This window comes from Microcoleus sp. Pol12A5 (assembly GCF_036701435.1).
GTDB lineage: Bacteria > Cyanobacteriota > Cyanobacteriia > Cyanobacteriales > Microcoleaceae > Microcoleus.
In genome coordinates this window covers 1-12,942 of sequence record NZ_JAUBQU010000147.1, presented here as the reverse complement: position 1 = coordinate 12,942, position 12,942 = coordinate 1, and the positions used below count along the sequence as shown (strand labels likewise).

Annotated in this window: 11 protein-coding genes, 1 tRNA gene and 1 pseudogene; 7 read left to right on the top strand and 6 right to left on the bottom strand. The window is 47.0% G+C overall.

Annotated elements, in window-relative coordinates; all coding sequences use genetic code 11:
- The 4 genes and pseudogenes from QUA45_RS25230 to QUA45_RS25215 all read left to right on the top strand — a co-directional run.
- Positions 1 to 255 (top strand): annotated as a pseudogene (locus QUA45_RS25230) (hypothetical protein); the annotation flags it as partial.
- Positions 252 to 449 carry a type II toxin-antitoxin system HicA family toxin gene (locus QUA45_RS25225; protein ID WP_333222472.1) on the top strand — a complete coding sequence of 66 codons (198 nt, stop codon included), beginning with the start codon at positions 252 to 254 and terminating at the stop codon, positions 447 to 449. The pseudogene QUA45_RS25230 and the gene QUA45_RS25225, both read left to right, overlap by 4 nt.
- The gene (locus QUA45_RS25220; protein ID WP_236506884.1) at positions 449 to 655 is read left to right on the top strand and encodes a type II toxin-antitoxin system HicB family antitoxin; all 207 of its coding nucleotides are present in this window, start codon (positions 449 to 451) and stop codon (positions 653 to 655) included. The genes QUA45_RS25225 and QUA45_RS25220 overlap by 1 nt, the downstream gene beginning before the upstream one ends.
- Complete coding sequence (locus tag QUA45_RS25215; protein WP_333222474.1) at positions 652 to 2,019, top strand: restriction endonuclease subunit S; 1,368 nt, start codon at positions 652 to 654, stop codon at positions 2,017 to 2,019. The genes QUA45_RS25220 and QUA45_RS25215 overlap by 4 nt, the downstream gene beginning before the upstream one ends.
- Positions 2,020 to 2,117: 98 nt before the next feature.
- Here the strand turns inward: QUA45_RS25215 and QUA45_RS25210 are convergent.
- From QUA45_RS25210 to QUA45_RS25185, 6 genes are all read right to left on the bottom strand, one after another.
- Positions 2,118 to 2,189, bottom strand: a tRNA-Val gene (locus tag QUA45_RS25210).
- 125 nt (positions 2,190 to 2,314) lie between these two features.
- Entirely contained in the window at positions 2,315 to 2,527 is a 213-nt protein-coding gene (locus tag QUA45_RS25205; protein WP_333038618.1) for a DUF2839 domain-containing protein, read from the bottom strand.
- A gap of 65 nt (positions 2,528 to 2,592) precedes the next feature.
- Positions 2,593 to 4,101 (bottom strand): helicase C-terminal domain-containing protein, encoded by a 1,509-nt coding sequence (locus QUA45_RS25200; RefSeq protein ID WP_333222470.1) that lies wholly within the window; start codon positions 4,099 to 4,101, stop codon positions 2,593 to 2,595.
- Positions 4,102 to 4,123: 22 nt separating this feature from the next.
- On the bottom strand, positions 4,124 to 5,653 hold the full coding sequence (locus QUA45_RS25195; RefSeq protein ID WP_333100905.1) for a pentapeptide repeat-containing protein: 1,530 nt from the start codon (positions 5,651 to 5,653) through the stop codon (positions 4,124 to 4,126).
- Between the two features lie 79 nt (positions 5,654 to 5,732).
- Positions 5,733 to 7,295, bottom strand: coding sequence for a pentapeptide repeat-containing protein (locus QUA45_RS25190; protein WP_333100906.1), 1,563 nt, complete (start codon positions 7,293 to 7,295; stop codon positions 5,733 to 5,735).
- Between the two features lie 96 nt (positions 7,296 to 7,391).
- Positions 7,392 to 8,954, bottom strand: coding sequence for a pentapeptide repeat-containing protein (locus QUA45_RS25185; protein WP_333100907.1), 1,563 nt, complete (start codon positions 8,952 to 8,954; stop codon positions 7,392 to 7,394).
- A 38-nt stretch (positions 8,955 to 8,992) separates the two neighbouring features.
- Between QUA45_RS25185 and QUA45_RS25180 the strand changes: the two genes are divergently transcribed.
- From QUA45_RS25180 to QUA45_RS25170, 3 genes are all read left to right on the top strand, one after another.
- Positions 8,993 to 9,832 (top strand): prephenate/arogenate dehydrogenase, encoded by an 840-nt coding sequence (locus QUA45_RS25180; RefSeq protein WP_333074432.1) that lies wholly within the window; start codon positions 8,993 to 8,995, stop codon positions 9,830 to 9,832.
- Between the two features lie 67 nt (positions 9,833 to 9,899).
- Complete coding sequence (locus QUA45_RS25175) at positions 9,900 to 11,735, top strand: APC family permease (protein ID WP_333100908.1); 1,836 nt, start codon at positions 9,900 to 9,902, stop codon at positions 11,733 to 11,735.
- A 353-nt stretch (positions 11,736 to 12,088) separates the two neighbouring features.
- Entirely contained in the window at positions 12,089 to 12,886 is a 798-nt protein-coding gene (locus tag QUA45_RS25170) for an RtcB family protein (RefSeq protein ID WP_333100909.1), read from the top strand.
- The last annotated feature ends 56 nt before the right edge of the window (positions 12,887 to 12,942 follow it).

The following is a 12,942-nucleotide window of genomic DNA, read 5'->3' as shown; positions in this document are numbered from 1 at the left end:
CAACGACTGGCACAACTGCAGGAGCAAATAGCACCCCTGCAAGCGGAAATCAATCAATTGAATCGCCAGTTTTGGGTAACAAAAGCGCAGGTTAAGGCGAATAAATACGACCTTTCAGCCAGTCGTTACCGTCAGATTGAGCAGGATGAGGTATATTATGAGCCGCCACAGGTTACAATGGAGAGGTTGGTGAAGTTAGAGCATATTATGGGGATAGAAGTGCGGGAGTTGATGAGTTTTATAGATGAAAAATGAAAGTTAGAGAAGTTATTAAAATGTTAGAAGAGGATGGTTGGTATTTAGCTAGAACAAAGGGCAGTCATCGTCAATTTAAACACCCAGAAAAGGCTGGGACTGTCACAGTGTCAGGTAATTTAGGCGTTGATATGCCAATAGGTACGCTTAAAAGTGTTTGGCGACAAGCTCAACTAGAGCAGGAGGAAGATTAATGCGTTATGCTGTTGTCATTGAAAAAGGTGAAACTAGCTACGGTGCTTATGTTCCCGATTTACCTGGATGTGTAGCTGTGGCTGAAAGTTTAGAAGAAGTGAGGAATTTAATTAAAGAGGCGATCGCTTTTCATATTGAAGGACTACAAGAGGATGCTTTTCCTATTCCCGAACCTGTCTCTATTTGTGAATATGTTGAAGCATAACTATAACAGAAGCAAATAAATGGCCTCAAGGTTGGCAATGGGTAGAAATTAAAGATGTAGTAGATATTATTGTACCTACAAGAGATAAGCCTAAGCGATTTATCGGTGATATTCCTTGGGTGACACTTCCCGATATTAATGATTTTTTTATTAGTAGTGCGAAAAAATTTATTACCCATGAGGATGCTACTGAAGTTAGTAATCGCTTGATGCCTCCTCAAACAGTGCTTTTAAGTTGTGCTGGAAGTTTAGGAAAAGTGGCAGTTACTACAAGAACAGTTTATGCAAATCAGCAATTTTATGGATTAGTAGCAAAACCTAATTTAATAGGCCCGGTATTTTTAGCGTTGGGTCTGCAAAGATTAGGAGAAGATTTCTTTCTTCAACTGGCAGGAATTTCTACAGTTGGTTTTTTTAGTAAAGATAAAGCTTTAGGAATTAGAATGATTCTGCCGCCGCTAGCAGAACAAAAGCGGATTGTTGTGATCGCCCAAAAAGCCGATCGACTCCGACGCACCCGCCGCTACGCCCTACAACTTAGCGACACCTACTTGCGAGCGGTATTTTTGGAGATGTTTGGCTCTCCTGTCACTAATCCAAAAGGCTGGGATATTGAAGATATTGGTTCTCAAATAATTAGTATTCGTTACGGAACTAGCTCACCTCCTGAATATCAGCAAAATGGGATTCCTTTCATTAGGGCAACGAATATAAAAAAAGGTTATATTCAATCAGAAGGCATGGTATATATTTCTGAAAATGAAGCTCAGAAAATACCAAAGTGTAAAGTTAAAGCAGGTGACTTAATAATTGTTAGAAGTGGCGTAAATACAGGAGATAGTGCTGTAGTTACAGAATTATATCATGGTACTTATGCAGCTTATGATTTAATTGTTGAATTACCTAGAATACAGGCTTATTATTACAACTTTTTAATTAATTCAGATTATGGTAAAGCAATAATTGAGCCTTTAACTCGAAGGGCAGGACAACCACATATAAACGCAGAACAAGTTAGTTCTTTACGCTTTCCTCTTCCCCCCCTCCCCCTCCAAGAAAAATTTGCCCAAATCGTCCAAAAATTCGATCGCCTCCGCACGCAACAACGGGAAGCCGATCGCCAAGCAGAGCATTTATTTCAAACCCTCCTGCATCGTGCCTTTCGGGGTGAACTAACTTCTCAAAACGCTGATGATGAGCCTGAATCTGTCTTATTAGAAGAGATTCGCGCACAACAAGCCAAAGCCGAAGCCGAAGCCAAAGCCGCTACTCAGGCGATGGATGACGCTGCTGATTATCTGGGCACAAAAGCCAAACAGCAAGACATAGAACCAATCCAGCTAAAATTCCCAGGATTTGAATAGCTTCGGCAGAATAAACCGCGGTTGAAACCGCGGCTACACAAAATTTCGTCCCAGCAGAGGGGGACTAAGAAATAAGAGGAATCAGAAAATAATTTAGATGGGCAATACAGGATTTGAACCTGTGACCCCTTCCGTGTGAAGGAAGTGCGCTACCACTGTGCTAATTGCCCGCAGATAATTACCATACCATACCAAGTCCAAATTTGCAACTAAATTTTTCCTAAAAATTCAGCCGCTTGTTTCCGAGTTAAACTCGACACAATGCCAAGAAAACAGGCATTTGTCGAGTCTGGCATCAGTTAACCTGCCACCAACCCGCCGAGGGGCCGACAAACCGCACTACAATCCACCAAGCAACCAAAAGGCTAATCCCGATCCAGCTTCCGCGGCTTGTCCACTTGACAAAATCTTCGCTTTGGGTTTTCGTGATTGGCAGCCAGGGAACGATGCGTTCTTCTTTTCCGTATTCGTCGCCGATCGACTCTTTGCGACGCTTAGCTTCACCCATAATCTTTGTGTACTAAATTAGATTTCAACTGGATACCTAACCAAATTATACGCCAACAGGTCATCTCAAGCCTGCGTCAGCCAAGTCGTATCCAAATAATCAATCCTCGCAAAAGGACTCAAAGCTGCTAAAACCTGCTGTCCATAACTGCGGTGAATCACCCTGCTGTCGAAAATCGCCACCACCCCTTGACGTTCTCGCACCGGCGCGATCGCCCGTTGCAACTCATTCAGCGCCGCCGGCAGCAAATACAACCGAAACCAATCCTTGCGCCGTTCCTTATAATAAGCTACACGCGCCGTCACCAAAGGATTCTCCAAAGAAGGTAGCGGCAAAGTTGCGATCGCCAGCAAGTGAGGCGCCCTCAAGTCCCCCTGATGTTCCCGCCAAAACTCCCACCCAGTCACCAAAATCGCATTCTCGCCCACATCAGTCTTTTCTACCTGCACGCGAGAACCGAACTCAGAAGCCAAAATCGCCGCCAGCCGAGCCTTGAGCGGTACATCACCAACAATCAGCACCGTTAAACCCGCCACCGACGCGCTCATCAACAGCAAAGTCCGAATTTCTTCCATTAAAACTCCCTGAAATTCCGGCGTATTTGGCAGCGGTAGCCAGTTGGGAATGTACAGTTGAATTAATTCGCTTTGTCGATCGGGCGAAAACTTAACGCTCGTCAATTCTGGAAGCCCCAGCATTTCCCGGAAGATCGGAGCCTTCGGTTCCACATCCACCGCCCCCCCAATCAACACCACCGGCTGATAGTCCCAAATTTTGCTCAAAACCTCAGCCACCTGCACCGGCGCGCAGTACAGAGAAAATGACCCAGCCTCCCGATGAATTTCCGCCCACCGCAGTTTTCCGTTTGCTTCCCACCGCTGCCAAAAATTGCTCCAAGCAGCCGGAATTAGGGGGTTTGGCTCAATCCTTTCAAACAGCCCCTCCAAAATATTTTGCTCTGCGGTTTCCAGCAAATAGCACTCCTCTGGTTTCGCCGGATGCTTAAAGAAAGCCCGCGTTAGCATTACCCGCCCTTGGAGGATTGCATCGGCTTCCAAAGGCTGAGATTGCATTAAATCATTCCAGTCACCCGGTTGCAAACCCGCCGTCAATTGCTGGCGCGTCCAAACTTCCAAGTCATCCACACCGTCGATAATTGTCGGAATATTCCTGTGAAGTTCCGAATTCCCCGCCAAGCGAGCCGCCAGCCAAGACTGCGGATCTGCTAGCATCAATCCTCGCCCAGTGGCACGATCGGAATAAGTCTCGATCGACCCCTCTGTTTGCAGCCACTCTTGCAAACGCGGTATTTCCACTGTTCTCAAATGCTCAATCAGCGGTGTCGGGGCCACTAAAATCACAGGCTCCGGCCACATCAAAATCGGCATCAAATAGCTGACTCGATACCGCTGTCGGTAAGCTCCAGCGGGAAGCCCCGTTTGGATCAGAGCGCTGCGCCCCAAGCGCAAAGCCCGCGCCACGAGCCGCGCCATCGTTAAATGGTGGGGCCAGTGCGGCTCGGAGTGCGATCGCAGGAAGCGGAGCAATGAGTTATGGACTTCTACCTCAATCAATCGGTTTTAAAATTGACATTTCTCACTCAACATAATCAAAACTGGCCAGAAAATCAACTACTTTTTGACCGAGAGGCAAACTGAATTTACTGGGTTGATGACTGGCACCTCCCTTCCCAAAATTCCCGTGAGAATTCACCATCAAACTCTCCTGTCCCGAACTAATTAAAATAGTTTGGGTAGGTGACTCAAAAAACTTTGTTGGTTGACTAACCCCTGATATATTAGAGACCAAATTTATCAACTCATTTAACTTATTTGTAGCTTTACTCAATGCTTTACGCAACTGCACTATTCGTTTCTCATCTAAATTTTGACTTTCAATATTTTTGCCAATAACCATAATATTTCTCTGAGTTTGTACAGCATCCTTAAAAGGAAGAATCGCTAAAAAAGCTGCTGGCAATAAATGCTCATCGCTCTCAAATCTAAAAGTTAGAGTTGTGCGGCGGTAGCCGACTTCAATATTAGGAGGAAAATTCATTGCCCGGTAATGCCGAGCTATTTCGCTGTAAACTGTTGCTAAAGTGCTGTTTGCTGAGTAGTCTAAAAGTGCGTCAACTACAATTTGCACTAACCCAGGCGTGTGATTTAAAAATTTTATCGATTCTGACGGCGAATTAAATTGTTGAATCTGAGTGCGATCGCCTGCGGGGCTGAGGTCAACCCACTGGCAAGTAATATCATCTGCAATGATACCACACCGAGGAACCAAATACAGTTTTGCTCCTGTTAAAGTTGCTCCCCTCAAATCAGCGCCCACCCAATCTGCATTAATCAAATTTGTTTCTGTCAAATCAGCGTGAACGAAACTAGCACTTCCTAAATTAGTATTTCTTAAATCTGCTCCGTTAAGGTTAGCTCCGCTCAATTTAGCAAAGCTCAGATCCGCGCCGCTGAGGTTAGCTCCCGTCAAATCAGCCCATTTAAGGTTAGCTCCGCTCAAATTGGCACTGCTGAGATTCACCTGTTGCAAAGAAGTTTGTCTCATATCGGCATTGTTAAAATTAACGCCGCTAAGTTCTGCTTTCGTCAAATCTGCGCCGTGCAAGTTAGCTTCTTGAAAGTTAGCTGAAGCAGCCGAAGCACCTCTGAGATTTGCACCGGACAGGTTAGCACCGAACAGGTTAGCTTCCGTCAGTTTTACCTCTCTTAAATCTGCTTCAGTCAGGTTAGCGCCGCTGAAGTTAGTTTTGCTGAGTTCGCAGCGGACTAATTCGCTTCTAATTAGGGATGCTCTGATTAGTTGAGCTGCACTTAAATCGGCTCTCACTAAGTTTGCTACGTTGAGAGTAGCCCCGTTTAAGATTGCCCGCGACAGGTTGGTACTGCTGAGTCTAGCCACATTCAGGTTAGCTTCGCTCAAGTTAGCTTCGCTCAAGTTAGCACCGCTGAGGTTGGTGACAAATAAGCTAGCCCCCTTTAAAATTGATTGGCTGAGATTGATGCGGCTGAGATTAGCTTCATTCAGGTTGATTCCTGTGAAATCTCTGTCGCCTTCAGTATATCTTTTGACGATTGCAAATCGTTTGAGCAGTTCTTCAGCTTCCATTTGTTTACCTGAATAAAATGGCAATCGGCTAACTTTTATATGGCATAAATAGAAATAATATCAAATTAAATTATAGTATTTACTCACCGATCTGATAAAAGCTTTTGACAAACTCAATGACCGTATTTAGCGGCGGGGTGGTAAATCTTTGGGCTTTAATTGCAGGACTGATAGAGGTTTTGTTGACTCCGGGCAAATTTGTCAAGTTTCTGCCAAAATCTGGGTGATAGTGAATCATCAAAGTTTCGGCGCTGGAGTTAGCCAGTACAGTTTGGGTAGGTGATTGGAAAAAACTTGACATCGGTTCGCGATCGAGGCGAACCGGCTGAATTTTCATTTCCCCTATTTTTCTCATTGTTTTGGTCAGGGCTACGTTTAATTGCACTACCATATTTGACACTCTGACGCCCAGGTTATTACCACTTTGGGGTTGAATCATCTTGATCAAAGTAATCAAATTTTTCTGAGTAAATGCTGCATCACTAAAGGGAATAATCGCAACGAAAGCGGTGGGAAATAGTTGCTCGTCCTGTTCTATTCTAAATGATATGATTGTGCGTCGGGAATTAACTTCGATACTGGGAGGATGGCTCAAAGCAGGGTATTGACGGGCAATTTGGCGGTAGGTAGCTGCAAGGACAAAGTTAGCGTCGGGGTCGAGAGGTCGATCGACAATAATTTGAACTGTCGGCGGTGTAGCATTGAAAAACCTTTGAGATTCTTCTGGGGTAAAGCGCTGAATGTGGCTGCGATCGCCGTTAGGACTGAGGTCAACCCAATCGCAGGTAATGTCATCTGCTTTCACATCAAACCTAGAAACCGCATAAATTTTTGCCCCCGTCAGGGCCGCCCCCGTCAAATCTGCGCCCACCCAATCAGCGTGAATCAAATTTGCTTGAGTCAAATCCGCGTGTACCAAAGTAGCGTTCAATAGATTGACATTGCTCAAATTTGCTCCGTACAAGTTGGCCCCGCTCAATCTCGCTTCATCGAGGTCAGCACCGGTCAAGTTCGCCCCGCTGAGGTCAGCCCACCGGAGATTAGCGCCTCGCAAGTCAGCGCCGCTGAGGTTTGCCTGAGATAGATTAGCTTGTCTGAGTTCGGCATTGCAGAGGTTGACTCCTCGCAAGTCTGCCCTGCTGAGGTCGGCTCTGTGCAAGTTAGCCCGTTCCAAGTTTGCTGCTGTTAGAAAAGCGCCTCTCAGGTGAGCCCCGCTGAGGTCGGCTTGCTCTAGATTGGCTTCTCTGAGGGTTGCTTCTCTCAAATCTGCTTCGCTGAGATTTGCACCGGTCAAGTTGGCACTACTCAGGTCTGCTCGGATCAGTTCGGATCTGATCATTGTAGCTTCGACGAGTTGGGCTTCTCTGAGGTCGGCTCGAATCAAGTTTGCCACGTTGAGGATAGCGCCGCTGAGGTTGGCTTTGTGCAGATTGGCACCGCTGAGTCTGGCAACATTGAGTTTGGCTTTTCTCATGTTGGCGTTTGACAAATTGGTGCCGCTCATGTTGGTAAGGCTCAAAATTGCCTCACTGAAATTAGCCCCGCTGAGATCGATCCTGCTCAGATTTGCCTCGCAAAGGAGGATGGCAGTAAAATCTCTTTCTCCTGCTGCATATTTGGTGATGAGTTCTTCGGCATCCATGCTTTTCAATTTCCCTGATGTCTTAGCTAGAACAAAGCTTTATTGTGCCAACCTTTAAACTAGAATAAGCATTTTTTGTAACTTGATGCAATATGCTTAGACATCTATGTTGTGGAAGCCTTTTATAAAATCCAAAATGCTAGTGATATTAGCTTGAGCCAATTTTGTGCTTTCGGCTAACTTAGCCGATGTTGAGTTACTCAGATCGTATTTTTTAATCAGGCGCTTGCCGAAGCCTGGGTGGTGATAAACGCTGAGTCTTTGATCGCGGGAATTAATTAAGCTCATCTGTGTGGGTATTTGAAAGAAATTGATGCTTTCACCGATTTTTGGAAAAGAACTGGAAATTTTGATTTGGTCTACTTTACTGATAGCTTGGTTAAGAGCTTTGCTGCATAACTGGACGTGTTTAGATTCTTTGACGTTAAGTTTTCCTGCATCGTGCGATTGAATCATTTTCATCAAAGCTATTAGGTTTTTTTGAGTTATGGCAGCGTCGTTAAAAGGAATGATCGCAACGTAAGCGGTGGCAAATAATTTATCGTCGCTGTCCATTTTAAATGCGAGTACGGTGCGCCTGGAGCTGACTTCAATCGTGGGAGGCTGACTTAAACTCGGGTATTGTTGGGCAATTTGGTAATAAGTTGCAGCTAGTGCAAAATGAGCGCCTTGGTCTAAGGGCGAGTCAATCACAATCCGAACTGTGGGCAAGGTTTCGTGAAAAAAGTCGTGGGTTCCTCCTGAGTTCAACCAGTAAATTTGGCTGTGGTCGCCGTTGGGGCTCAGATCGACCCACTTGCAGGTCATGCCTTCGGTTTTGATGCCGAGCCTCGAAACTGCGTGAAGTTTGGCTCCGGTTAAGGTGGCTCCGGTTAAGTCGGCTCCAATCCAGTCGGCGCGGATCAGATAGGCATTTGTCAGGTCGGCGTGAACTAAGCTGGCATTCAGCAAGTTGGCGTGGCAGAGGTCGGCTCGGCTGAGGTCGGCACCGCTCAATTTGGCTTCGCTCAGGTCGGCCCAGCGGAGATTGCAGCCGCTGAGAATGGCCCAGCGCAAATTGACGCCGCTGAGGTCGGCGCCACTGAGTACGGCTTGAGTGAGGTTGGCTTGTCTCAGTTCTGTGCCTCGCAAGTCGGCGCCGCTGAGGTCTGCGCGGCTCAGGTCGGCTCCTTGCAGGTTGGCTTGTTCGAGGTTGGCTTCTGTCAAGCACGCGCCGCTGAGGTGAGCGCCTCGAAGGTTGGCTTGAGCGAGGTTGGCTCCTCGAAGGGTGGCTTCGGTAAGGGTGGCGCCGCTGAGGTTTGCGCCTTGGAGGTTGGCGCCGCTGAGTTCGGCTCGAATCAGCTCGGCTCTGATCAGTTTGGCTCCTATGAGTATGGCTTTTTTGAGGTCTACTCGCACTAGGTAAGCGACGTTGAGGTCGGCGTCGGTGAGGTCGGCGCCGCCTAGATGGGCGCCACTGAGTCTGGCGATGTTGAGTTTGGCACCTGTGAGGTTGGTTTTGCTGAGGTTTGCTCCGCTCAGGTTTGCTACACTCAGATTCGCACCCTTGAGGTTGGCTCCGCTCAAGTTGACGCCGCTGAGGTTGGCCTCAGTCAGGTTGATTCCGGCAAAGTTTCTTTCTCCGGCGGCATATTTTTTCAGGAGTTCCTCGACTGTCATGGGGGCGGCACCGTATCAAATATCCCCATTTTATTGCTATGAATATCGGTATTGTAGGACTGGGTTTAATTGGTGGCTCGATCGGGCTGGATTTGCGATTGCGCGGGTTTAATGTTTTTGGGGTTTCGAGCCGGCAGCAGACTTGCTATCGGGCGCAAGCTCGGGGTGTTGTCAATGAAGCCAGCATACACCTGTCTCTAATGGCAGTAGCCGATGTGGTTTTTATTTGCACGCCGCTGGGGTCGATCGAGCCGATCGTCCGAGAGTTGGTGCCCTATCTTTCCCCTGATACTATTGTAACCGATGTCGGTTCCGTAAAAACACCCATAGTGCAGGCTGTGTCTCCTCTGTGGCCTAATTTTGTGGGGGGACACCCGATGGCGGGGACTGCTGAAAGCGGAATTGAGGCGGCGATGCCGGATTTGTTTGTAGGCCGGCCTTATGTGGTGACGCCGACTGCCCAGACACCGACGCTTGCGGTGGATAAGGTTGAGGAAATTGCGCGGTTGCTGGGTGCTAAAGTTTACCGATGTGAGCCGGAAGAACACGATCGAGCTGTGGCTTGGATTTCTCATTTGCCGCTAATGGCGAGCGCGACGCTGGTTGCTGCCTGCGATCGAGAGGGCGATCGGCATATTGTTAATTTAGCCCAACATTTGGCGAGTTCGGGTTTTCGGGATACGAGCCGGGTTGGGGGCGGCAATCCCGAGCTGGGAGTGATGGTGGCAAAGTACAATCGAGAGGAATTGTTGCGATCGCTCTCTATTTACCGCGACAGTCTTGACGAGTTCATCACTGATATCGAAGCTCAAAATTGGCAAGCTCTCGAACACAAGCTGAAGCTGACTCAACAAGCGAGACAGAATTACAAATTATGAGCCAAAAATTACTTAAAACGGTTCCCGTCTAGATTATGATTTGTGGATGCCTAAATATTGAGTTTTAATGTACACTTATTCTCGACTCAAGCGATTTTTGCTGGGTGAATCTCTCCCCACTAGCGCATCTATTCATGAACGCCTGAGCAACGCTACAGGACTAGCTGTTCTGGCTTCTGATGCACTGTCGTCTGTTGCCTACGCTACTCAAGAAACTCTGCTGGTACTGTTACTAGCGGGCAGTAGCAGTTTGAGTTTATCGCTGCCTATTTCTGGAATTATTATTTTACTGTTGGCGATCGTGGCGCTGTCTTACCGACAGACAATTAAAGCGTACCCCAACGGCGGTGGCGCTTACATTGTGGCGCGAGAAAATTTAGGTATTTACCCTGGTTTGATCGCAGCAGCTTCGCTGATGATTGATTACATTTTAACTGTAACAGTAAGTATTTCGGCTGGGGTGGCGGCCCTGACTTCAGCAGTTCCCTCTCTGCACCCCTACACGGTTGAACTGTGCTTAGTTTTTATTGTCCTAATCATGTTTGCCAATCTCAGGGGATTGCGGGAATCGGGCAATATATTTATGGTTCCCACCTATGGGTTTCTCGTTGGGATTTTTGTTTTGATTGGCTGCGGCTTATTCCAACAGGCAACAGGTAATGTTATGCCGGCATTACAAAATATTCCCGCTAAGGAACCTTTGGGATTATTTCTGCTGGCGCGCGCTTTTGCGGCGGGCTGTACTGCCCTGACTGGAGTTGAAGCCATATCAGACGGGGTGTTGGCTTTTAAGCCTCCTGAATGGAAAAATGCGCGCCTGACTTTGAGCTATATGGGGGCAATTCTGGGAGCGATGTTTTTGGGGATTAGTTACTTGGCTCATATTTATCAGGTGATTCCTACAGAACATGAAACGCTCCTTTCTGTGTTGGGAAAACAGATTTTTGGTGTCGGCATATTTTATTACTATTTGCAGGCCGCAACTCTGTTAATTTTGCTGTTGGCTGCGAATACGAGTTATGCAGATTTTCCGCGACTTTGTTATTTTTTGGCACGGGACGGGTTTTTACCGAGGCAATTGTCGCTGTTGGGCGATCGACTGGTTTATTCTAATGGCATTAATCTGCTAAGCTTCTGCGCTGCTCTTTTAATTATCATCTTTAGAGGCAATACGAGCGCAGTGCTTCCTCTGTATGCGGTTGGAGTTTTCACTTCTTTTACTCTCTCCCAATCGGGAATGGTAATTCACTGGTTTAAAGAACGAGGTAAAGGTTGGCAAGTTAGTGCTGTGATGAACGGTATTGGTGCAGTGGCAACAACGGGAGTTTTGGCTGTAATTCTCGCTACAAAATTCCTTTTGGGAGCTTGGGTTGTCGTAGTAACTATTCCGATCGTAGTCAGTCTATTTTTAGCTATTCACCGGCACTATCGTTATGTAGCGGCTCGCTTGAGCATTCAGGGAATAGAACCGAGGTCTTATCTTCGCAGACCTAGAGTTAAGACGGTGACACATCCGGCTGTGGTGTTAGTCGGGCAATTGCACCGGGGAACTTTCGAGGCCCTCGATTACGCTCGTTTAATTGCTGATGAAGTTGTGGCAGTTCACGTAGATATTGGTTTGACCGATCGAGCAAAATTACAAGCAGCTTGGCAAGATTTGCAGTCAGACATTCCTTTGGAAATTTTGGAATCGCCTTACCGTTCTGTTGGTTCGGCTTTGACGCACTTTTTGACTTTGTTTGAAGAGCAGCGACCGGGAGTATATTTAACGCTGATTATTCCGGCTTTTGTGACGCGAAATTGGTGGGAGGGACTGCTGCACAATCAAACTGCTTTCTTTTTGAAAGCGGCTTTGCGGGCTAAAAGAAGTCGGGTGGTAACGACGGTTAGGTATTTTCTTTAAGGGGGGATGGGCAACCGCGCGGGATTGCCCCTACTTCCTGGCAATGAAGGCTGGAATGCTCGATGAGGCGCTGGCCCAAAAAACCCGATTTCTTCGCAAAATCTTTGGTTTGGATGCGATTTTGCTAGGCAGAAACCGGGTTTCTGACACCGTTTGGTAAGTCATATATATTTATTAAAATTTTAAGAAAAGGGTTGACATATCAAAAATGATATGTTATAAATTTACTCATTAGAAAAGTTGTCTTTCAACTTATCTTAAAAAAGATTGCGGCTGCTGAACCCAAGTCTTTTGTTCCCTAAAAAATCTCTTCAACTCTTGGGGGTTGCTATGCAACCCGCAACAGACTATTTATGCAGCAGCCAAAAAACTTGAACAGGCTTTTGCGAGCTTTGTCTCGGCAAGGTCTTGATGTTAGTTACGACAATAAAGTCTACTCGATTTGTCTCAATAGTTCTCTGAAAGAACAGTGGCAAGATGCCGATCCTCCCACAGCAGAAGTTTTGCTCCCAGAGGATTTTCCTGTGGAAGCAAAGGCGCTCAAACAGTTAGCAAATTTGGCGAATGTTCGACACCCTCAAGGCGGCTGCGTTTGCCGCGCTTGCGCTACTCCTGACTTCCATCCGGGGGATGCGGGGGTGGCGATCGGCTCTATTGTAGAAACAGCAGGAATGGTGATTCCGGCGGCTGTCGGTTCCGATATTAACTGCGGGATGCGGTTACACGTTGCGGATTTGTCGATCGAACAATTCCTCAGTCAGCGCGATCGATTTGTAGAATTGCTCAAAGGCGATTATTTTTTCGGTACTCGCGATGTCAGCATGACTGCAAAAACTGCTGGCGCCATGTTCCAACACGGGATTCCCGGATGGCTGGATGCTATGCCCGACGAGGCAACCGGCAGCGCGGCTAATTCGGATTTCGATCAGTTGGCCGCAGAGTGCGATCGCATTTTCCTCGGCGGTTCCATGAATGGCGATGTCAAATGGGCCCCCGCAGAATTAGTCCCAAACGACGGCTTAGTCAGGGATGGCGGGTTAGCTACCATCGGTGGCGGCAATCACTTTGTCGAAATTCAAGTGGTTGAGGAAGTTATCGATCTAGCTACGGCTTATAGAACCCATTTGAGATCTAAGAGGCCAGCCTCTTAATCATCAATCTAATAAAACAAAGATTCATCTTGGCAGTGGCATTATCTAAGGTTCTC

Excerpts from the sequence above, each read along its gene's own strand:
- QUA45_RS25225 (WP_333222472.1), top strand. The coding sequence starts at position 252 with ATGAAAGTTAGAGAAGTTATTAAAATGTTAGAAGAGGATGGTTGGTAT.
- QUA45_RS25220 (WP_236506884.1), top strand. The coding sequence starts at position 449 with ATGCGTTATGCTGTTGTCATTGAAAAAGGTGAAACTAGCTACGGTGCT.
- QUA45_RS25205 (WP_333038618.1), bottom strand. The coding sequence starts at position 2,527 with ATGGGTGAAGCTAAGCGTCGCAAAGAGTCGATCGGCGACGAATACGGA.
- QUA45_RS25195 (WP_333100905.1), bottom strand. The coding sequence starts at position 5,653 with ATGGAAGCTGAAGAACTGCTCAAACGATTTGCAATCGTCAAAAGATAT.
- QUA45_RS25190 (WP_333100906.1), bottom strand. The coding sequence starts at position 7,295 with ATGGATGCCGAAGAACTCATCACCAAATATGCAGCAGGAGAAAGAGAT.
- QUA45_RS25185 (WP_333100907.1), bottom strand. The coding sequence starts at position 8,954 with ATGACAGTCGAGGAACTCCTGAAAAAATATGCCGCCGGAGAAAGAAAC.
- QUA45_RS25180 (WP_333074432.1), top strand. The coding sequence starts at position 8,993 with ATGAATATCGGTATTGTAGGACTGGGTTTAATTGGTGGCTCGATCGGG.
- QUA45_RS25175 (WP_333100908.1), top strand. The coding sequence starts at position 9,900 with ATGTACACTTATTCTCGACTCAAGCGATTTTTGCTGGGTGAATCTCTC.
- QUA45_RS25170 (WP_333100909.1), top strand. The coding sequence starts at position 12,089 with ATGCAGCAGCCAAAAAACTTGAACAGGCTTTTGCGAGCTTTGTCTCGG.